This is a genomic window from Thalassovita sp. (assembly GCF_034670005.1).
In the GTDB taxonomy this organism is placed as follows: Bacteria; Pseudomonadota; Alphaproteobacteria; order Rhodobacterales; family Rhodobacteraceae; genus Thalassobius.
Genome location: NZ_JAXMOH010000010.1, coordinates 74,562 through 94,304 on the forward strand (window position 1 = coordinate 74,562; position 19,743 = coordinate 94,304).

16 protein-coding genes are annotated in these 19,743 nt (G+C 58.8%); 14 read left to right on the forward strand and 2 right to left on the reverse strand.

The features are described from left to right. Window positions 1-16 precede the first annotated feature (16 nt). From VOI23_RS15405 to VOI23_RS15415, 3 genes are all read left to right on the forward strand, one after another. Window positions 17-340: a hypothetical protein gene (locus VOI23_RS15405; protein ID WP_323785825.1), complete on the forward strand. Its 324-nt coding sequence runs from the start codon at window positions 17-19 to the stop codon at window positions 338-340. A 125-nt stretch (window positions 341-465) separates the two neighbouring features. Continuing rightward, window positions 466-693 carry a hypothetical protein gene (locus VOI23_RS15410; protein ID WP_323785826.1) on the forward strand — a complete coding sequence of 76 codons (228 nt, stop codon included), beginning with the start codon at window positions 466-468 and terminating at the stop codon, window positions 691-693. A 124-nt stretch (window positions 694-817) separates the two neighbouring features. Continuing rightward, window positions 818-2,266, forward strand: a complete 1,449-nt coding sequence (locus tag VOI23_RS15415) for a TrkH family potassium uptake protein (RefSeq protein ID WP_323785827.1) — start codon at window positions 818-820, stop codon at window positions 2,264-2,266. 107 nt (window positions 2,267-2,373) lie between these two features. Here VOI23_RS15415 and VOI23_RS15420 read toward each other — a convergent pair whose 3' ends face one another. Beyond that, on the reverse strand, window positions 2,374-4,110 hold the full coding sequence (locus VOI23_RS15420; protein WP_323785828.1) for a serine protease: 1,737 nt from the start codon (window positions 4,108-4,110) through the stop codon (window positions 2,374-2,376). Between the two features lie 185 nt (window positions 4,111-4,295). Here VOI23_RS15420 and VOI23_RS15425 point away from each other — a divergent pair, with 185 nt between their 5' ends. The 7 genes from VOI23_RS15425 to folP all read left to right on the forward strand — a co-directional run bounded on the left by VOI23_RS15425 (window position 4,296) and on the right by folP (window position 13,657). Then, entirely contained in the window at window positions 4,296-5,228 is a 933-nt protein-coding gene (locus VOI23_RS15425; protein WP_323785830.1) for a glycine--tRNA ligase subunit alpha, read from the forward strand. Further along, complete coding sequence (locus VOI23_RS15430) at window positions 5,225-5,752, forward strand: DUF6446 family protein (protein WP_323785832.1); 528 nt, start codon at window positions 5,225-5,227, stop codon at window positions 5,750-5,752. Before VOI23_RS15425 ends, VOI23_RS15430 begins: the two co-directional genes overlap by 4 nt. Before the next feature lies 1 nt (window position 5,753). Then, complete coding sequence (gene glyS / locus VOI23_RS15435) at window positions 5,754-8,009, forward strand: glycine--tRNA ligase subunit beta (protein ID WP_323785833.1); 2,256 nt, start codon at window positions 5,754-5,756, stop codon at window positions 8,007-8,009. A 235-nt stretch (window positions 8,010-8,244) separates the two neighbouring features. Next, the gene (gene ppdK, locus VOI23_RS15440) at window positions 8,245-10,794 is read left to right on the forward strand and encodes a pyruvate, phosphate dikinase (RefSeq protein ID WP_323785835.1); all 2,550 of its coding nucleotides are present in this window, start codon (window positions 8,245-8,247) and stop codon (window positions 10,792-10,794) included. 171 nt (window positions 10,795-10,965) lie between these two features. Further along, the gene (locus VOI23_RS15445; protein WP_323785836.1) at window positions 10,966-11,583 is read left to right on the forward strand and encodes a cell wall hydrolase; all 618 of its coding nucleotides are present in this window, start codon (window positions 10,966-10,968) and stop codon (window positions 11,581-11,583) included. A gap of 112 nt (window positions 11,584-11,695) precedes the next feature. Further along, the gene (locus tag VOI23_RS15450) at window positions 11,696-12,616 is read left to right on the forward strand and encodes a dihydroneopterin aldolase (RefSeq protein WP_323785837.1); all 921 of its coding nucleotides are present in this window, start codon (window positions 11,696-11,698) and stop codon (window positions 12,614-12,616) included. A gap of 39 nt (window positions 12,617-12,655) precedes the next feature. Continuing rightward, complete coding sequence (gene folP / locus VOI23_RS15455; protein WP_323785838.1) at window positions 12,656-13,657, forward strand: dihydropteroate synthase; 1,002 nt, start codon at window positions 12,656-12,658, stop codon at window positions 13,655-13,657. A 114-nt stretch (window positions 13,658-13,771) separates the two neighbouring features. On the opposite strand, the gene ilvC is transcribed toward folP, so the two are convergent. Then, window positions 13,772-14,794: a ketol-acid reductoisomerase gene (gene ilvC, locus VOI23_RS15460; protein WP_323785839.1), complete on the reverse strand. Its 1,023-nt coding sequence runs from the start codon at window positions 14,792-14,794 to the stop codon at window positions 13,772-13,774. A gap of 132 nt (window positions 14,795-14,926) precedes the next feature. Between ilvC and VOI23_RS15465 the strand changes: the two genes are divergently transcribed. The 4 genes from VOI23_RS15465 to VOI23_RS15480 all read left to right on the forward strand — a co-directional run bounded on the left by VOI23_RS15465 (window position 14,927) and on the right by VOI23_RS15480 (window position 19,660). Further along, window positions 14,927-15,382 carry an Lrp/AsnC family transcriptional regulator gene (locus VOI23_RS15465; protein ID WP_323785840.1) on the forward strand — a complete coding sequence of 152 codons (456 nt, stop codon included), beginning with the start codon at window positions 14,927-14,929 and terminating at the stop codon, window positions 15,380-15,382. After that, the gene (locus tag VOI23_RS15470; RefSeq protein WP_323785841.1) at window positions 15,379-15,837 is read left to right on the forward strand and encodes an Lrp/AsnC family transcriptional regulator; all 459 of its coding nucleotides are present in this window, start codon (window positions 15,379-15,381) and stop codon (window positions 15,835-15,837) included. The genes VOI23_RS15465 and VOI23_RS15470 overlap by 4 nt, the downstream gene beginning before the upstream one ends. Window positions 15,838-15,914: 77 nt before the next feature. Then, window positions 15,915-17,042, forward strand: coding sequence for an aminotransferase class V-fold PLP-dependent enzyme (locus tag VOI23_RS15475; RefSeq protein WP_323785842.1), 1,128 nt, complete (start codon window positions 15,915-15,917; stop codon window positions 17,040-17,042). Window positions 17,043-18,058: 1,016 nt separating this feature from the next. After that, window positions 18,059-19,660: a methyl-accepting chemotaxis protein gene (locus tag VOI23_RS15480; protein WP_323785843.1), complete on the forward strand. Its 1,602-nt coding sequence runs from the start codon at window positions 18,059-18,061 to the stop codon at window positions 19,658-19,660. Window positions 19,661-19,743: the final 83 nt, after the last annotated feature.

Here is a 19,743-nt window from a genome sequence, read left to right on the forward strand (position 1 = left end):
CCGGAGAGGATAACAGATGATCCACGTTATGAACCCTTACCAAATGTCGTCTGCAATGTTCCGTTTGGCGACATTGAGCTTGGAATATCAGATGCAGATGATGCAGACACTGTCCAAAATGTCGATGGCACCATTGTCCATGACAAAGCCCCAAACCGAACCAGAGAGCGGAGCGGACGTGATCGCCGCAGCCACGCCAGCGGCGCGACGGTCGCATGGTGCCGCAGTCTCCAGTCCGACCAAATCGCGTCGGCCCCGGAAACCGTCGCGGCCTCCGGAAATGCCCAAAGCCAAGTCGTCGTCCGGCAGTGACGACGTCGCAGACAACGTGCCGGTCTGAGGCGAAGATTGCTGCGATGCGGCATATGCAGGCCGGCTATGTCCAGACGGCATTGGTAATGTCAGCCAGGCTTACCTACTTTGTGAGGTGAGGGAGGAACCAGAGTTATTATCGAGGTTTCCGAAATGGCTACGCACGTAACGAATCTACCGATCGAAAAATCCGGTCTCCGCATCCGCTTTGATCGCTTTCTGGCTGGCATCTCTGCCGGATTGAGCGCCTACATGGAAAGAAGCTCGCGGATCGCCGAAGTCGAAGCGCTGAAGGCAAAAACTGACGCTGAACTGGCTGCTATGGGACTGAAGCGCGAAAATATCGCCCAGTATGTTTTCCGAGACTTGTTTTACGTCTGATCCCAACAGACGACTATCACGACTTTCATGGCCCCACGCTGGTATCCCCGGCGAGGGGCTTTGTTTTTTTTGGCATGCTTGAGCCCGCTTGACAGATTGTTCCACCCGGGTCATCGCTGCATTCATGTTTGATTTTCGACCCGTCGGGTATGTAATCGGCCTTCTGGTCGCGGCGCTGGGGTTGGCCATGCTGCCGCCGATGCTGGTCGATATGGCCGAAGGGCGGGGCCATTGGCGCAGTTTTGCCGAAAGCGCTTTGTTGAGTGTGATGACGGGGGGATTGATCGCGCTGGCCTGTCGCAACGGGTTGCGAGAGGGCCTGTCTATCCAGCAAACATTCCTTCTGACAACTGGTGTTTGGCTGGCTCTGCCGATGTTCGGTGCGCTGCCCTTCATGCTAGGCGAAACCGAAGCGCGCCCGGTGGATGCATTTTTTGAAGCGATGTCAGGGCTGACCACGACCGGGGCGACCGTTTTTACCGGTCTCGATACAATGCCCAAGGGGTTGCTGCTGTGGCGCGGCATTCTGCAATGGCTGGGCGGGATCGGTATCATTGTCGTAGCCATGGTGTTCCTGCCTGAATTGCGGGTGGGCGGGATGCAGATTTTCCGCAGCGAAGCGTTTGACACAATGGGCAAAATTCTGCCCCGTGCCACTGAAATCGCGGCGCAGATTTCGGTGATCTATTGTGCGCTGACCATGACATGCCTGTTCACCTACATGATGCTGGGAATGGAAGCATTCGACGCGACCGTTCATGCGCTGACCACGGTATCGACCGGAGGCTTTTCCACCTACGATGCGTCCTTCAGCGCGTTTTCAGGCCCGTTGGAATATGTGGCTGCCGTTTTCATGGTGCTGGCGGCGCTGCCCTTCGTGCGCTACGTCCAGATGGTGAACGGCCATCGCACCGCCCTGCTGCGTGACAAGCAGGTCTATGGCTTTGTTCTGGTGGTGGTGACGCTGGTTGCTTTCACGACTTTGGTGCTGCTGGCGGTTTTTCCGCATCACTGGGAAAAATCCTTCCGCGAGGCGGTGTTCAACATAACCTCGATCATCACCGGCACCGGATATGCCAGCGCCGATTACATGGCGTGGGGTAACCTGTTGGTTACGGTGTTCTTTTTCACCGGGTTGATCGGCGGTTGCGCCGGGTCGACCGCCTGTTCGGTAAAAATCTTCCGGTATCAGATCCTGTTCGCCTCGATCAAGGCGCAGATGAGGAAAACCCGATCCCCCAACGGGGTGTTTGTACCGCGCTATGACGGACGGAAAATCGGGGATGAAGCACTGAATTCGGTCATGTCGTTCTTCGTGTTTTTTCTGGTGACGCTGGGCCTTGTGTCGGTGCTGCTGGGATTAACCGGTCTTGATTTCACCACTTCAGTCTCCGGAGCGGCCTCGGCGCTGGCCAATATCGGCCCCGGATTGGGCGATACCATTGGCCCGGCGGGGACATTCGCCGATCTCAACGATACCGCAAAATGGGTGCTGTCGGTTGCAATGCTGATCGGGCGGCTGGAACTGCTGGCGGTCTACGCGATGCTGACAGTTACCTTCTGGCGCGGATAATCGGTGCTTGTCCGGGGCAGGCCGATGATGTCCGCTGTGATGATACCCGGACAAATAAAAACCGGCGCCGAAGCGCCGGTTCCTGTTTGACGATAACCCTCTGCGGATCAGTCCCAGCAATTGACCAGCACGGTCATGCCGTTGGCCTGTTTGGTCAAATCCTCAGGGGCCATCATGCTCAAATCCTTGGTGGCGACCGGAGTCAGCCCCAGCTCGGTCAAAACGCCCTCGATCATCCCGGCATCAAGAACGAAGCTGACGTCTTCAGGTAATTGTTTGCCGCCCGCGTTCTTGGGCAGCAGCATCCCCATCACCGCGCCGCCAGCATCAAAGACCGGCCCGCCGACATCGCCGGGCAGCGCGCTGAGCGCCAGCCGCGCCAGATTTTCTTCGCCCGACAGCCCGCGCAGGTCGGCCAGCGTACCGAAGGTCAATGTCGGTGCCCCCAGAATGCCGCCATAGGAATAGCCCGACACGGCCACATCCGATTGCAGCCGGGGTGCCGCGAGTTGCAACTCAGCGATCTGAGCCGGGGCCAGCGCCACGCCAGGTTTCAGCACCGCCACGCCAAGCACGTCATTGGAACCGATCACTTCGGCCTCGATGCCATCTTCCAGCGTGATCCGGGTGCAATTTTGCACCGCCTCGCTGGACGTCACAACGGTGCCTGCTGCATCGACGAAGAAACCCGATCGCGACAGTCGGGGTTTGCGGATTTCAAGTCCGGACAGCAGGTCGATGTTTTGTTCCGACGCCCCTCCGGCTGCGGGGCTCATCACGCCATCAATGCGGCTGAAACTTTCCTGCATCAGCCCCAATACGCGTGTGCGGCGTTCCTCGTCGCCAGCAGGCCAGATCAAGGTAAAGCCCTTGATCTGGCCGTCTTTCAGGCTGGCTTGGGTATGCGAGACCATTTTGGCGTTTTCGCCAATCAGCACAAAACTGTCCTTGCCGCGTTCCCGTCGGCCGTTCAACGGCACGATCTCCAGCGTCTGCATGATATCATACAGGCCGAACAGCGTCTTTTGATCGCCAGCCTGGCTGATCAACAGGACCTTGGCAGGAATATCGCCGGTGGCGTCATAATGGGCAAACGGGGGTTCGTATTTGCTGAACTTCACCACGCCCAGCGGCAGCTTCATTTCGATACCGGCCTCGCTGTCACGCACCATTTGCAGGTTCATCCCTTCCAGCACAGCATAATATTGCCGCGCCAGTTCCGCGCGCTGGCGCGTGGTCAGAATACCTGTGGCGTCATAGCCATAAGCCGCCTGCCAATCGCCCATCGAACGCCGGGTTCCACGGCCAAAAGCGCCGTCAATTGCGGAATCATAGAAGCCTGCCCATTGCAGCATGATCTGCAATTGTTTGCGTTCATCCGCGTTAAGGGCGGCTTCGCTGCGGCGGGCCTGAGCAGGCGTTTCGTCGGGGGCCTGTGACACCGGTTCCGGTTCGGCCATCGTCGTTGCAACTGTTTGATCCTGCGGCGTGACCGGCGTCATCTGCGTCAGGGTTTCCGATCCAACCGGCCAGAACTGTTGCTGATAAGCATTGGTGAACGCGATATAGGCGTCACGCGGGATTTTGCCCTCACGGCCCAATACCGCCAGAACCTGTTCGGCATCGTCGCGCGCATAAGGGCCAAGCGCAATCGCGTACCAACCGCCCGGCATTACGAACCCGTTCACATCCTCAAGCGACGAAGAATAATCGCGGATGCGTTCCTGGGCGGTGTTTAAATTCGGCTGGGCTTCGATCTGGACCCAGACCAGATCCTGTTGCGCCAACGCGGCGCGGGTCATCATTGCCACTGCAAATAACAGCGAAACCAATAGTTTCATCATAATCCGTCTAATCCTTGCCTGTCGCGGTATGAACGCTTCATAGACGTTTTATCAAATTCACAAGGGCTTGCATCCAAAATATGAACACGCCTGCAATTGACCCCGCTCGAAGTGGGCCGTAGTTAGGGCCAGCGATTTCTAACGTCTTCAAACGCGACACCACACAGGCCGACAGGGCAGCGATTATGGCAGAACCGATCACCAAACCTCGCAGTTTTCAGGAGATCATCCTGAGGCTTCAGACGTACTGGGCCGAAAAAGGCTGTGCCGTGATGCAACCTTATGACATGGAGGTCGGCGCGGGCACCTTCCATCCGGCCACCACGCTGCGGTCGCTGGGGTCGAAATCCTGGGCCGCGGCCTATGTGCAGCCGTCGCGCCGCCCGACCGACGGGCGCTATGGCGAAAATCCCAACCGGCTGCAGCACTACTACCAATATCAGGTGCTGATCAAACCCAGCCCACCGGATCTGCAGAACCTCTATCTGGGATCGCTGGAAGCGATCGGCATCGATATGGAAATGCACGATATCCGTTTTGTCGAGGATGACTGGGAATCCCCGACGCTGGGTGCCTGGGGGCTGGGCTGGGAAGTCTGGTGCGATGGGATGGAAGTCAGCCAGTTCACCTATTTCCAACAGGTTGGCGGCCACGATTGCCACCCCGTTTCGGGCGAACTGACCTATGGTCTGGAACGGTTGGCGATGTATGTTCTGGGCATCGATCATGTGATGGAAATGCCCTATAATGACCCGCAATCGCCGACCGCGCTGAGCTATGGCGATGTGTTTCGTCAGACCGAAGAAGAATACAGCCGGTGGAATTTCGACGTGGCCAATACCGATGTGCTGCTCAAGCATTTCGAAGAGGCCGAGGACGAATGCGAAGCAATCCTAGATCACCCTTATGTCGATCCCAAGACCGGCAAGCGCATCGTCATGGTGCATCCTGCCTATGATCAGTGCATCAAGGCCAGCCATGTCTTTAACCTGCTGGATGCGCGTGGGGTGATATCGGTGACCGAACGGCAGGCCTATATCGGCCGGGTCCGGGCGCTGGCCAAAAAATGCGCCGATGCCTTCGTGCAGACCGAGGCAGGGGGATATACGGGCGAATGACCGGAAAATTACTCGCGGGGTTCATCGTGGTGGTGTCGTTGGTGGCCGGAGTGGCCATGTATTATCTTCAGGTCTATGCCTATTATGACAAGGTTGCGGCCACAGGTACTGATGATGTGCAGATGACGTCGCTGACCAGCGGCCTGCCCGAACCGATCCTTTATGACGGCTTTCAGGCGATTGATTCTGACAGTTCCCCCATTCGCTATCGCGCCTGTTTCACTACTCCTATGAGCCAGGCGATGCTGACCGAAACCTTTGAGATGTATGATACGGCTGATCCACTGGTTGCACCCGGCTGGTTTGACTGTTTCGACGCCAAGAAACTGGGCGCGGCGCTGGAGCGTGGTCAGGCACTGGCCTTTCTCGGTCAGGAAAACGTCCATTACGGTATCGATCGGGTGGTGGCCGTGACCGCCGACGGTCACGGATATGTCTGGCACCAGATCAACCATTGTGGCGCGGTCGTTTTTAATGGCGATCCTGCCCCCGAAGATTGCCCTACACCCCCGGAAGGCTACTGATATGCCCGATTTGCTGATCGAACTCTTTTCGGAAGAAATCCCCGCCCGGATGCAGGCGCGGGCAGCCGAAGATCTGAAAAAGCTGGTGACCAATGGTCTGGTCGAAGCCGGACTGACCTATGCCGGTGCCGCCGCCTTTGCCACCCCGCGTCGCCTGACGCTGACACTGGATGGGCTGCTGGATCAAAGCCCGACGGTGCGCGAAGAGCGCAAAGGGCCGCGGGTCGATGCGCCGGAAAAGGCGATCGAAGGGTTCCTGCGCGGGGCGGGCGTGACCCGCGATCATCTGCAAGAACGGGACGACAAGAAGGGTAAAGTATTCTTTGCCGTGATCGAACGCCCGGGCCGTCCGGCGTCGGACATCGTGGCCGAGGTGCTGGAAAACACCATCCGCAATTTCCCCTGGCCGAAATCGATGCGCTGGGGCGCGGGCAGCCTGCGCTGGGTGCGCCCGCTGCATTCGATCCTGTGCATCCTGACCAATGACGCCGGCGAAACCACGGTGGTGCCGATGGCGGTGGACGGGATCGAGGCTGGCAACACCACAGAAGGTCATCGTTTCATGGGGGCAGGGCGGTTCATCGTATCGTCCTTTGATGACTATGCCGTCAAGCTGAAGCGTGACCGGGTAATTCTGGATGCGCAGGACCGTGCTGACCATATCTGGCACGACGCGACCAATATGGCCTTTGCCAATGGTCTGGAAGTGGTCGAAGACAAGGGGCTTTTGGCCGAAGTTGCCGGCTTGGTTGAATGGCCGGTGGTTCTGATGGGTGAAATCGGAGCGGAATTCCTCGACCTGCCGCCCGAGGTGTTGCAGACTTCGATGAAGGAACATCAAAAGTTTTTCTCGGTGAAGAACCCGAGAACCGGTCGGATCGAACGGTTCATTACTGTGGCAAACCGCGAAACATCAGATGATGGCGCGACCATTCTTGCGGGCAATCAGAAGGTGCTGTCGGCCCGGTTGTCGGATGCGAAATTCTTTTGGGAAAATGATCTGCGGGTGGCCCGGGCCGGGATGACCCAGTGGACCGATCAGTTGCAGAATGTCACTTTCCACAACAGGTTGGGCACGCAGGCGGCGCGGATCGACCGGATCGCCGCTCTGTCGCGCGAAATCGCCCCGGTGCTGGGGGTCGAACCCGATCTGGCAGAACAGGCCGCAAAGGTCGCCAAAGCCGATCTGAGTTCGGAAATGGTATACGAATTCCCTGAATTGCAGGGGCTGATGGGGCGCTACTATGCCGAAGCGGCAGGTCTTCCCGCTGAGGTCGCCGCGGCCTGCGAAGACCATTATTCACCGCTCGGCCCGTCCGATGACGTGCCTGAGGCGCGGGTTTCGCAAGTAGTGGCGCTGGCCGACAAGCTCGATACGTTGACCGGGTTCTGGGCGATTGACGAAAAACCCACCGGATCAAAAGATCCGTACGCGCTGCGCCGCGCCGCATTGGGCGTGATCCGGATCGTGTTGGCGGGCGGCATCCGTGCCAATCTGGACCAGTTCATCGATAGCCAGTTGCTGAAGCACAAGATCAATCTGCACCGCGAAGGCGCCAATGAGGGCGAAATTGAAGCGATGGAAGAAATGCTGGACGAAATCGCCGATCACGGTGTGTTTGGCGCCGCCTTCCGCGCGGTGATCGATAGGATTGAGGGCCAGGATGACAAACCTGATACTGCGCACGGATCCCTGTTGCATAGTATGGGGGATGCGGTGCCGGACCTGTCCACCGATTTGCTGGCTTTCCTGCATGACCGTCTGAAAGTCTACCTGCGCGATGAAGGGCTGCGACATGACGTGATCGACGCCTGCCTCGGGATGCCGGGCAATGATGATCTGACGCTTTTGGTTAAACGCGCCCATGCACTGGGCGGGTTCCTGAAAACCGAGGATGGCGAGAACCTGCTTCAGGGGTTCAAGCGGGCCAATAACATCCTGACTCAGGCCGAGGAAAAGGATGGGGTCGAATACAGTTTCGGGGCAGATGTTAAATTTGCCGAAACCGACGTGGAAAAAGCTCTGTTTTCTGCTCTGGACAAGGCAGAAACCGAAATTGCCCCGGCGATGAAGGATGAGGATTTCGAAGCCGCCATGACCGCGATGGCGGGGCTGCGCGCGCCGATTGACGGGTTTTTCGAGGCGGTGCAGGTGAATTCCGACAATGACGTGGTGCGGCGCAACCGGCTCAACCTGCTGGCGCGGATTCGGCAGATCTGTCTTGGCGTGGCCGATCTGACCCGGGTCGAAGGCTGACGGCCCGGGCCGTGATCCAAAAGTGCGCCCTTGCAGGGCGCTCTTGATATCTCAGGAAAATTCCTTTGGATTTTTCTTTCGGAAGTTTGCCTCCGGCGGGAGTATTTATGCCAAGAAGAACTCTTGAAGCAGTATTTCAGCCGCATCGGACACCGGCGCATCGCCGCAGGTCCTGATCGGGCTTGCCAAGACCCCGATCCCGCGTATTCTGCGTCAACTAAGAAAGGTCGCCGCAGTGCAGCAAGATCAGGACGTCACCTTCATCACTCCCACGGCACCGGTTGCCACCGGTACCCATGGCGGGCGTGCGAAATGCCTGCAGCGACTGGTCCGGCTGGACCTGCCGGTACCGAAAACCGTCGCGTTGAGCTTTGATGAAGTGCATCGGATCGCGTCCGGTGAAATCCCGGATATGGCTGCGCTGATGGACCCGTTCAGTGATCAGGCATTGCTGTGCGTGCGCCCGTCCTCGGAAGATCCCGATTGGGGCGGACCGGGGGCGATCCTGAATATCGGAATCAACGACGCGCGGTATGTTGATCTGTGCGATCAGCTGGGCCGGGAAGCGGCTACGGCGATGTATCGCCGATTTGTTCAGGCCTATGCCATTCACGTGGCCCGTCTGGATCCCGATATGTTCGACCATATCGCCCAGGATGATCCTGACAGTCTGACCGAAACGCTGCGCGCCTATGAAGAGGAAACCGAGGAGGAATTTCCACAGAATCCGGCGGTTCAGCTGCTGGAGGTGCTGCGGTCGATGGCGCGGGCCTGGGAAGGCACCACCGCGCGGCTGCTGCGGCAGGCCAAGGGTGCGCCCGCCGATGCCGGGCTTGGCCTGGTGGTGCAGGAAATGGCCCATGGTATGGGGCAGGGGGAATGCGGGTCGGGTGTAATCCAACTGGTCAATTCCAAGACCGGTGAACCCAAAATCACCGGTCGCTACCTGTCGCAATCCCAAGGACGCGATGCCTTGGCGCGGCAATCGGCGGCGCTGTTTCTGGAACGCGATCCACGCGGTCCGTCGCTTCAGGAACTGGCGCCCGAAGCGTTCGATCAGTTGATCGAACACACCCGGCTGATGCGGATTCGGTTGCGTGAAGAAATGCAGGCCGAGTTCACTATTGAAAACGGTCGGCTGCATATTCTCGATGGCGTACGGGTGGCCCGAACCGCCCATGCCGCGATCCATATTGCGGTGTCGCTGGCCAATGACGGCATCATTCCGCGTGAAGAGGCGCTGACCCGGATCGACCCCCGCGCGATCAATGAATTGCTGCACCGTCAGGTCGATCCGGATGCGCCGCGCGATTGTCTGGCCTCCGGCATCGCGGCCAGCCCCGGCGCGGCCAGCGGGAAAATCGTGTTTTCCGCCGCCGAAGCGCAGGCCAGCGCGGCCCGCGGCGAGCCCTGCGTTCTGGTGCGGCGCGAAACCAGCCCCGAGGATATTCGCGGTATGCACGCCGCCGTTGCCGTTCTGACCGAACGCGGTGGTATGACCAGCCACGCTGCCGTGATCGGTCGCGGCATGGGGTTGCCTTGTGTTGTGGGGGCGTCGGCGCTGAAATTCCATTTGCGCCGCAAGATTCTGATTGCTCCGGACGGGCGCGAATTGCGCGCTGGCGATACAATCACCATTGATGGCACCAATGGCGAAGTTTTGGCCGGAGAACCTCCGCTGATGAAAGCGGCACAGGACGATGCGTTCCGGACCCTGATGGTCTGGGCGGATGAATTCCGCGATATTGGCGTGCGGGCCAATGCCGACACGCCTGCGGATGCGCAGACCGCACGCAATTTCAAGGCACAGGGCATCGGGCTGTGTCGGACCGAGCACATGTTTTTCGAAGGCGACCGGCTGACAGTAATGCGCGAAATGATCTTCGCCGATACTTCGCAGGACCGCGCCGCGGCTTTGGAGCGGTTGCTGCCGATGCAGCGCGCCGATTTCATCGAACTTTTCCGTATCATGCAGGGACAACCCGTCTGCATACGGTTGTTTGACCCACCCTTGCACGAATTCCTTCCGCATGACCGGGCCGGGCACCGGGAACTGGCCGAGGCGTTGGATTTGCCGCTGTCGGACGTCACCCGTCGGGTCGAAGCTCTAACCGAATACAACCCGATGCTGGGGATGCGCGGGGTTCGGCTGGGCATTACCGTGCCCGAGATCTACGATATGCAGGCGCGCGCGATTTTCGAAGCTACGATCGAGGCCAGCCGTGAAGGCGAGCCGGTCGTTCCGGAAATCATGATCCCGCTGGTCAGTGCCAAGCGTGAAGTCGAACTGGTGAAAACCCGTGTCGATGCGGTGGCTGCTGCGGTGCGCACCGAAAAAGGACAGGATTTCACTTACCGGTTGGGGGTGATGGTGGAAACACCGCGCGCCGCGCTGCGGGCCGGGGAGATTGCTCCGCATGTTTCATTCCTGTCTTTCGGTACCAATGACTTGACCCAGATGACTTATGGGTTGTCGCGTGACGATGCGGGGCGGTTCATGTCGATTTATGTGCAGCAAGGTGTTTTTCCCGAAGATCCGTTTCATGATCTGGACACGGACGGCGTCGGTGAATTGCTGCAAATCGGTGCCGAACGCGGCCGCGCAGTCCGGCCTGATCTTGTCTTGTCGATTTGCGGCGAACATGGCGGCAGCCCCGAATCAATCGCTTTCTGCCGCGATGCGGGGTTTAATTATGTCAGTTGTTCGCCGTTCCGGGTGCCGGTTGCACGTCTGGCGGCAGCACAACTAGCCGTAAAGGACAGGATCACCATCAAAAAGCCCTAAGGCGCTGGTGGAATTGCTAAAATCTGTTGATTTTCCGGCTTGTTTATTGTCGTTGATTTTTCTAACGTTGCGGCCTTTTTTCGCTATGGGTGGACGACACGTTCATTTTTGAATATGTGACCGCTTGTTCTGCATGTCCAAACGGACCTGTGCAGTATGGAGAACAAGACGATGCGTATTTTTCTGGCGATCCTTCTGGCCGCTTTGACGACCGTACCCGCTCTGGCGGAAACCCCTGTCGATCAGGTGTTAAAGCAGGAGCGGCGCGGTCTGTTCGGGATGCGCGGTGCCAAGCTTGATGGTTTGTTCAATCCGTCGCGGAAAAAGACTAAAATCGCCTATACTCAGGGATTTCTTCAAAGCCTACCCGCCGCCAAAGGTGGCGAGGAATGGCAATGCCTGGCGGAAGCGTTGTATTTCGAAGCGCGCGGGGAAAGCGTGAAGGGGCAGTTCGCGGTTGCAGAAGTGATCATGAACCGCGTTGACAGCCCCCGCTTCCCCGATACCGTTTGCGGTGTGGTGCATCAGGGCACCGGCCGGAAATATCAGTGCCAGTTCACCTACACCTGTGACGGCCATCAGGAAGTCATCGCGGAACGCGACGCCTATCGACAGGTCGGTAAGGTGGCCAAGCTGATGGTAAACGGTGCTGTGCGCGAATTGACCGGTGGGGCCACATATTATCACACCAAGGCGGTACTTCCCCGGTGGGCGCGGAAATTTGACCGTACGGCAACGATCGGCGTACACCATTTCTACCGTCCGCCGACCAAGATTTCGCAGAACTGACCGGGCTTGGTCGGTTTGTGACGCGATCGGTCTGTCTTATGCCGCAGGCTGTATGTGCAATGCTCCGTATTCCGGCTAGGATGCTGCCAAAACGCCGCGACCGGAGACCGTCATGAGCCACGAGATCAAATGGGCCTTCGGCCACCCGTCAGAACGTTCCGAAGGCACCGCGCCCGAAGGACCGGTTGATCGTATTTCGCTGCGCGATCATATCGTTGATGTCGAAATAGGCGCGTTTCAGGCAGAACGCGGGACGACCCAACGGATTTGTTTTAATATCGTGGTAGAAGTTCGCCCGCTCACCGGGCCGGTCGATGACGATGTCGACCGCATCCTGTCCTATGACAAGGTGACCGAAGCGATCGCACATGAACTGGCCGCCGAGCGGCTCAATCTTCTGGAAACCCTCGCGGACCGGATTGCCCAACGAATCCTGTCCGAGCCACAGGCGGAACGGGTCTTTGTGCGGATCGAAAAGCTTGATCGCGGTCCAGGGGCGTTGGGGGTGGAAATCGTCCGGTCGCGCCTGCCTCAGACAGAGGTGCCGCTGGACGAAGAACGCCCGCACCCTAAGGTCGTTTACCTGTCTAATGCCGCGATCCGGTCGCCGCTTCTGACCGGCTGGATTGATCAGTTGCAAGTGGAAGATCGTCCGACGATCCTGTGCATTGGCACACCGGACATGCCTGCGCCGCAATCGGATCATCCGTTGGCGCAGCGGCGGATTGATCTGCTGTCCATCGAACAAAACGCCTGGGTCCTGGCCGCGCGCGACCCGCGCTGCGTGGTGGTGAACTCGCGCACTGAACTGGATTGGGCGATGAAAAATGATCAGATCAGCGTTTGGGCCCCGTCCAAGATCGTACTGGATGCCGTCGATGGCCCATCTGCTCCGCCGCAGGATGCGCTGGCACTGGCGCTGTGGTTCGCCCGCGAAATGCAGGCCGCCGACATGCTGGTGATCGGAGAAGACCTGCCCGACGCGCCCGATTTGCCGCTGCGGGCGTTGGGGTCGGATGTGCGGGTGCTCTGAGACTTGCGTTTTGCCGCGTGATTGCGCATCCCAGACCCCATGACACAATATTTTCGCCCTCTCGTTCAAACCGATCCCTGCCGCCCCGATGATGCCTATCCGCTTGCGGGTGGCTGGGCCTGGTTTACAGATGTCGAAGTTCTGTCGCGCGACTGCACGCCGCAGCGGTTGCCCGCGCGGCAAGCGCCGGCTGAGATTCTGGATCGGTTGATCGCTACCCATGCTCCGATTGCCCGACTGGATATGTCCGCACCGAGCGTCATGGGGATTTTGAACGTCACCCCCGATAGTTTTTCTGATGGCGGGCGTCACAATGCGCCGGACCGGGCCCTGGACCATGCGCGGGCCATGATTGAGCAGGGCGCGGATATCATTGATATCGGCGGCGAATCGACCCGTCCTGGTGCCGTTGAGGTGCCAATTGATCAAGAAATTCGCCGAACCGCCCCGGTAATCGCCGCGATCCGGGCGGAAATGAATGTGCCGATTTCCATTGATACCCGTAAACAGCCGGTGGCACAGGCCGCGATTGAGGCCGGAGCCGGTCTTGTCAACGATGTGGCCGGGTTTACCTTCGATCCGGAGCTGGCGCCGTATTGCGGTGCCAAAAGTTTACCCGTCTGCGTCATGCATGCGCAGGGCGATCCTGAAACCATGCAGGCGGCACCGCATTACGACAACGTTTTGCTGGATGTTTACGACTACCTTGCCGAACGGGTTGCTGCATTGGAAACTACGGGTGTCGCCCGGACCCGGATAATGGTCGATCCCGGCATCGGGTTCGGCAAGACGCTGGATCATAACCTTGCCCTGCTGAAGCGCATCAGCCTGTTCCACAGCCTTGGCTGTCCGGTCCTGCTCGGGGTGTCGCGCAAGAAATTCATCGGTACATTGGGTAATGCGCCCGATCCACAGGATCGCGCCGCCGGATCGGTGGCGCTTGCGCTGGCTGCGGTGGCGCAGGGGGTGCAGGTGCTGCGCGTGCATGACGTTTTTGAAACCCGTTCGGCGCTGAACCTCTGGCAGGCGGTACAAGGCTAAACTGATCCGTAAAAAGTCCAATGCGCGCGACGAGGTCACAACCCGGCTTGCACAAGACCCCAAAGAAAAAGCCCCCGGTAAAACCGGGGGCTTTCAAAGCATCTGGTATGACGCTTAGTTCTTTTCTTTGTCGACCATCTTGCCAGCAGCGATCCAAGGCATCATCGCGCGCAGCTTGGCACCGACTTCTTCGACCTTGTGTTCGTCGTTGATCCGACGGGTGGCTTTGAAGAAGGGTTGACCAACGGTGTTTTCCTGCATGAAGTCACGCACGAATTTACCGTTCTGGATGTCGGTCAGGACCTCTTTCATCGCTTTCTTGGTCTGCTCATAGGGCAGGATCCGCGGACCCGAAACATATTCGCCGTATTCGGCGGTGTTCGAGATCGAGTAGTTCATGTTGGCGATGCCGCCTTCATAGATCAGGTCGACGATCAGCTTCATTTCGTGCAGGCATTCGAAATAGGCCATTTCCGGCGCGTAACCGGCTTCGACCAGGGTCTCGAAACCCATGCGCATCAGTTCGACAACGCCGCCGCACAGAACGGCCTGTTCGCCGAACAGGTCGGTTTCGCATTCTTCGCGGAAATTGGTCTCAATAATGCCCGAACGGCCGCCACCGATGGCCGAACAATAGGACAGGCCGATTTCCAGCGCCTTGCCCGATGCGTCCTGATCCACGGCCACGAGGCAAGGCACGCCGCCGCCTTTGGTGTATTCGCCGCGCACGGTGTGGCCGGGGCCTTTGGGGGCCATCATGATGACATCGACGCCGGCTTTCGGTTCGATCAGGCCGAAATGCACGTTCAACCCGTGGGCAAAGGCAATCGCCGCGCCGTCACGCAGGTTGTCATGGACATATTTCTTGTAGGTTTCGGCCTGCAGTTCATCGGGCATGGTGAACATGATCAGGTCGCACCAGGCCGCCGCTTCGGCAATGCCCATGACCTTCAGCCCTTCGCCTTCGGCTTTCTTGGCCGAAGCCGAGCCTTCGCGCAGTGCCACGACGACGTTCTTGGCGCCGCTGTCGCGCAGGTTCAGCGCGTGGGCGTGGCCTTGCGAGCCATAGCCCAGAATGGCCACTTTCATGTCCTTGATCAGATTGATGTCGCAATCGCGGTCGTAGTAAACGCGCATTGGGGCGCTCCTTCTTTTCTAACTCTGGCGGCGATCATAGGCAATGGAACAAGGAATGCGAGCGTGTTTGGCATGAAAAACATGTGAAAAACGCATTGATCATTCTTCGATTATTAAAGTATTGAAGAAATCATGCTTGATGATCTCGATCGGCGCATCCTGCGCCATATGCAAAGCGACCCGGACCAATCGTTGCCCGATCTGGCCGACCGGATCGGATTGACCGCTTCGCGTCTGTCGCGGCGGCTCGATAAGCTGCGCGCGAACGGGATATTGCGCGGTCTGCGTGCGGTGCTCGACTGGCGCGCGCTTGGTTTCGAGGTCGAGGTTTCCCTGCGCGTCACGCTGGACAAGACCCAGACCCGCAGCTTCGACGAATTCCTCGCCGCTGCCCGCGATATCCCCGAGGTGATCGAGATTCAGACCTTCCTTGGCCGGGTTGATGTGCGGCTGTCGGTCATCGCCCGCGACATGGCCCATTATCAGCACATCTACCGGTCTCGCATTCTGACCTTGCCGCATATTTCCGACATCGAAACGCTAATGCATGTGGCGCGGATCAAGTCCGACGAGAGCCTGCCAATATGACAGAGCTGGACGAAATCGACCGCAAGATCCTGCGCGCTCTGGCCGAGGATGCAACCCAGAACGCCGGTGCCCTTGGCCGCCGTTTCGGCCTGTCGCAACCTGCCACATGGCGGCGTATCAAGCGGCTACAGGACAGTGGTGTGATCGCCGGACGCAAGCTGGATCTCGACCGTGAGAAGCTGGGCTTTGGCGTCACTGTGTTTCTGGGTGTGAAACTGGCCACCAAGGGCCGCGTCAGCCTGGAGGATTTCGAACGGGCAGTGACCGCCATCCCCGAGGTGCAGACGGTCGAGCATATCCTAGGCATGTACGATTACCGGCTGCGTGTTACCGCGCGCGACATCGCCGATTTCGAACGCGTCCTGCGGCGCCGGATCATGACCCTGCCGGGGGTGGGGGATGTCGAGGCCAACGTGCTTCTTAGCGAGGAACGCCGCCCCGGCCCGCTGGGCTGATTGCATACCGTCATAGACTTGGACAATCCCGCCAATCCGCGCTACCCAACATGAAATCGAAATTAGGAGACCTGAAAATGACCGCTTTGCTCGATACCGTTGATCCGCAGGGATTGCAGGAATTTTCCGTCGTCTTCACCGACCGGTCGCTCAATCACATGTCGGCGGTGTACCAGCAGGTGATGCGTGACATTTCCGAGATGCTAAAAGAAGTGTATAACGCGCAAGGCGTGGCATTGGTCCCCGGTGGCGGCACTTATGGCATGGAATCTGTTGCGCGCCAGTTCGGCCATGACGCCCATGCAATGATCGTGCGCAACGGCTGGTTCTCCTACCGCTGGAGCCAGATTTTCGAAGCGGGTGGCTTCGCCTCCAAAACCACCGTGTTCAAAGCGCGCCAGACAGGCAACGGGCCGCAGGCGCCTTTCGCGCCCGCCCCGGTCGAGGAAGTGGTGGCGATGATCCTAGAAGCGAAACCCGACGTGGTCTTCGCGCCGCATGTGGAAACCTCCGCCGGGCTGATCCTGCCCGAGGATTACATTACGGCACTGGCCAGTGCGGCGCATGAGGTCGGCGCGCTGATGGTGCTTGATTGCATCGCGTCGGGCTGCGTCTGGGTCGATATGGAAAAGACCGGCGTCGACGTGTTGATCTCGGCTCCGCAAAAGGGCTGGTCGGCCTCGCCTTCGGCGGGTCTGGTGATGATGTCCGACCGGGCGATGCAACGGCTGGACAACACCGAATCCGACAGTTTCGCGCTCGATCTGAAGAAATGGCGCGCGATCATGAAAGCCTATGAAGATGGCGGTCATGCCTATCACGCCACCATGCCCACCGACGCGCTGCGCGCCTTCCGCGACACGATGCAGGAAACCCGGGACTACGGTTTCGACAAGCTGAAGGAGGCGCAATGGGCGCTCGGCGATGGTGTGCGTGCAATGCTGGCTGAAAAAGGCGTCACTTCGGTCGCCGCCGAAGGTTTTGGCGCGCCCGGCGTGGTGGTCAGCTATACCGACGATCCCGACATCCAGAATGGCAAGAAATTTGCCGCCGAAGGCATGCAGATCGCTGCGGGCGTTCCGCTGGCCTGCGACGAACCCGAAGGTTTCATGACGTTCCGCCTCGGTCTTTTCGGCCTCGATAAGCTATACGATACCGGTGCCACGCTGGCCCGGCTGAAAGCCGTGCTCGACAAGGTGCTCTGACTTTCAGCCCTTCTTCTGTTGGTAAATATTCCGGGGGTGAGTGCGCCCCCGGGGCGCAGAGGGGGCAGCGCCCTTTGTCCGGCCGTTAATTGCCAATTCGTTTTCGCCGGCTCAGCTTTTTCCTTGTGACCTTTGTTGCGGTATGCGTCGACGGCAGCTGTGCGCAGGAAACGAAGTTTGCAAAGGCGAGGTCACCGCGCGGGGCTGAATGGTGCTTCACGGCCCAGACCGGACCTTGGGTAAACAGTCAAGCGCTGCAGCGCAGCGTCATCAGACCTGACATTCGCCTCCCGGCTACGTTCGTTTTGTTGACTGCGTTCATAGCGGCATCGGTGCTTTAGGGATCAATGTGTCGAAGTCTGTAGTATCGCCCTCGATGCGCTTTATTATAGCCGACCAAACGCTTTGCTGCCCGCTTTAGTTTGCTCTCTGCCTTCGGCTTCTACATCTATCTCACCGGTATGGACTGCCGCAGATCCTGCATGACGGCGAGAACATTTCCGCCATTGCCTGCCGCAATGGTGTGGCACCCGATCTGCTGTATTGTTGGGGCAAACTGATACTCGAAGGGCCAATATCTCCAGCCGTGGTCTATTGGCTGGGAAAAGAAGAAACGCAAACTGATCGGCAGGAGTAAAAAGTAGCCTAATTTCCGACACATCCTGCCCAATGGATAGGCGGCAGTTCGCTCAATGAGCCTTCTTCGGCAGCCTGCTAAAACTTCCTGGTGTCAACGCCGTTTCTACAACTGCGGAAAACTAACCGCAATCAGTCATGCAATCCGGCGTCTGCGCCTCGGGTTAGGAAACCGAAGGCAGAAAATGACGATGAGACCGACAGAAGATCAAGGTGTGCGCCGCGTTCGTCTTCAAGTTCAACGCGAATTATATGTCGCGGAAATCAACTTTCAGGCGCCAACTCGAAGAAGGGACTAAACATCCATGTTTCTCAAGAACGTTTCCATAAGCCGAAAACTGACCCTCGGCTTCTTAGCTATGGTTCTCATCTCGGCGGCCATGTCCGTAGTCTCCTGGAGGAGCCTCAACGAGATTGAACATCAGGTTAAGTGGAATACCCACACTTATATCGTGCTAGCAAAGTCGACTGACATGCTGGGGGCGGTGGTCAATCAGGAAACAGGCTTGCGTGGCTATCTTATAGCAGGAGAAGAAGCATTCCTGGAACCGTACATCGCCGGGCAAGCGGATTTCCAGACTCACCTTGCCGCGCTCAAGGATCTCACCTCCGACAATCCGGCCCAGCAGGAACGGCTCGACCGGATCGCAGAGGCGGAGCAGACCTGGCGGACTACCGTCACTGAACGTGCAATCTCTTTGATGCAATCTCCCGACACGCAAGACGCGGCTCGCGAGATTGAGGCCTCCGGCGCAGGCAAATCGCTGATGGATTCGATTCGCGCAATCCAGGCCGATTTCTCTGCCGAAGAACAAGCGCTTCTAACCGTGCGCTCGGCGGCCATGTCAGATGCCTCGGCTTTCTCGCGGACCGTGATCGTTGTCGGAACATTGATCATGGTCACTTTCGCGGCTCTGATCGGTGTTTTGCTGACCCGAAACATCGGCAACGGGCTGAGCCGCGCGGCGTCGGTGGTTCGCGAAGTGGCACACGGCAATCTTGAGGTCGACACCAAGTCCGACAGCCGCGACGAGATCGGAGCCCTGCTGAACGATGTCTCCGGCATGGTCGAACGGCTGAAATCCGTGGTCGGCGACGTGAGTTCGGCGGCGCGCAGCGTGGCGTCGGGCAGCGAACAGATGGCGGCCAGCTCTGAACAGCTCAGCCAGGGCGCGTCCGAACAGGCGGCGTCGTCCGAGGAAACTTCGGCTTCGGTCGAGGAAATGGCGGCCACTATCAACCAGACCGCCGAAAACACCAACCGTACCGAAACCATTGCCCGAAAAGCGGCGCAAGACGCGGAAACCAGCGGCAAGGCCGTCGGCGAGGCGGTCAGCGCGATGGAAACGATTGCCGACAAGATCATGGTAATCCAGGAAATCGCGCGTCAGACCGACCTTCTGGCGCTGAACGCGGCTGTCGAAGCGGCGCGGGCCGGCGATCACGGGCGCGGGTTCGCGGTGGTGGCGTCCGAAGTGCGCAAGCTGGCAGAGCGTTCACAGGAGGCCGCAACGGAAATCTCCGGGCTTTCGGGCGAAACGGTCCGGGCTGCACAGGCAGCAGGTGATCTGCTCTCGAACCTCGTTCCCGACATTCAGAAGACGGCAGAACTCGTCAGTGGCATCTCGTCTGCCAATGGCGAACTGAACGCCGGTGCGGGCCAGATCAGCGTTGCTATCCAGCAGCTTGATACGGTTACACAGCAGAACAGTTCGGCCGCCGATGAAATGTCCATGGCTGCAGTTGGCCTGTCGTCAGAGGCCGAGCGGCTGCAAAAAAGCGTCAGCTTTTTCAAGCTCGATGCCGCAACCGAACAGCGTGGGTCAATTGTGATGCCGCAATCTGCGATTTCGGAAGAGATCGTTGCTGGCACTGGGGGGAAGGGGACCACAACTTCCGGCAGCCAGCAGGATAGCGGTTTTACCCTCGACGTTTCTAACGACGACGGCGAACCTGATTTCATCCGCGTCGCAAATGGATGATCGGATAAGGAACCCGGGATAGTCCAACGGGCGGCCGGGCAACCGGCCGTCCTTTTTTGAACTGGGCGGCGGCGTAGACCACC

Bases quoted from the DNA above. Each gene is read 5' to 3' on its own strand.
- VOI23_RS15405 (WP_323785825.1), top strand. From the start codon at position 17: ATGATCCACGTTATGAACCCTTACCAAATGTCGTCTGCAATGTTCCGT.
- VOI23_RS15410 (WP_323785826.1), top strand. From the start codon at position 466: ATGGCTACGCACGTAACGAATCTACCGATCGAAAAATCCGGTCTCCGC.
- VOI23_RS15415 (WP_323785827.1), top strand. From the start codon at position 818: ATGTTTGATTTTCGACCCGTCGGGTATGTAATCGGCCTTCTGGTCGCG.
- VOI23_RS15420 (WP_323785828.1), bottom strand. From the start codon at position 4,110: ATGATGAAACTATTGGTTTCGCTGTTATTTGCAGTGGCAATGATGACC.
- VOI23_RS15425 (WP_323785830.1), top strand. From the start codon at position 4,296: ATGGCAGAACCGATCACCAAACCTCGCAGTTTTCAGGAGATCATCCTG.
- VOI23_RS15430 (WP_323785832.1), top strand. From the start codon at position 5,225: ATGACCGGAAAATTACTCGCGGGGTTCATCGTGGTGGTGTCGTTGGTG.
- glyS (WP_323785833.1), top strand. From the start codon at position 5,754: ATGCCCGATTTGCTGATCGAACTCTTTTCGGAAGAAATCCCCGCCCGG.
- VOI23_RS15445 (WP_323785836.1), top strand. From the start codon at position 10,966: ATGCGTATTTTTCTGGCGATCCTTCTGGCCGCTTTGACGACCGTACCC.
- VOI23_RS15450 (WP_323785837.1), top strand. From the start codon at position 11,696: ATGAGCCACGAGATCAAATGGGCCTTCGGCCACCCGTCAGAACGTTCC.
- folP (WP_323785838.1), top strand. From the start codon at position 12,656: ATGACACAATATTTTCGCCCTCTCGTTCAAACCGATCCCTGCCGCCCC.
- ilvC (WP_323785839.1), bottom strand. From the start codon at position 14,794: ATGCGCGTTTACTACGACCGCGATTGCGACATCAATCTGATCAAGGAC.
- VOI23_RS15465 (WP_323785840.1), top strand. From the start codon at position 14,927: ATGCTTGATGATCTCGATCGGCGCATCCTGCGCCATATGCAAAGCGAC.
- VOI23_RS15470 (WP_323785841.1), top strand. From the start codon at position 15,379: ATGACAGAGCTGGACGAAATCGACCGCAAGATCCTGCGCGCTCTGGCC.
- VOI23_RS15475 (WP_323785842.1), top strand. From the start codon at position 15,915: ATGACCGCTTTGCTCGATACCGTTGATCCGCAGGGATTGCAGGAATTT.
- VOI23_RS15480 (WP_323785843.1), top strand. From the start codon at position 18,059: ATGTCCGTAGTCTCCTGGAGGAGCCTCAACGAGATTGAACATCAGGTT.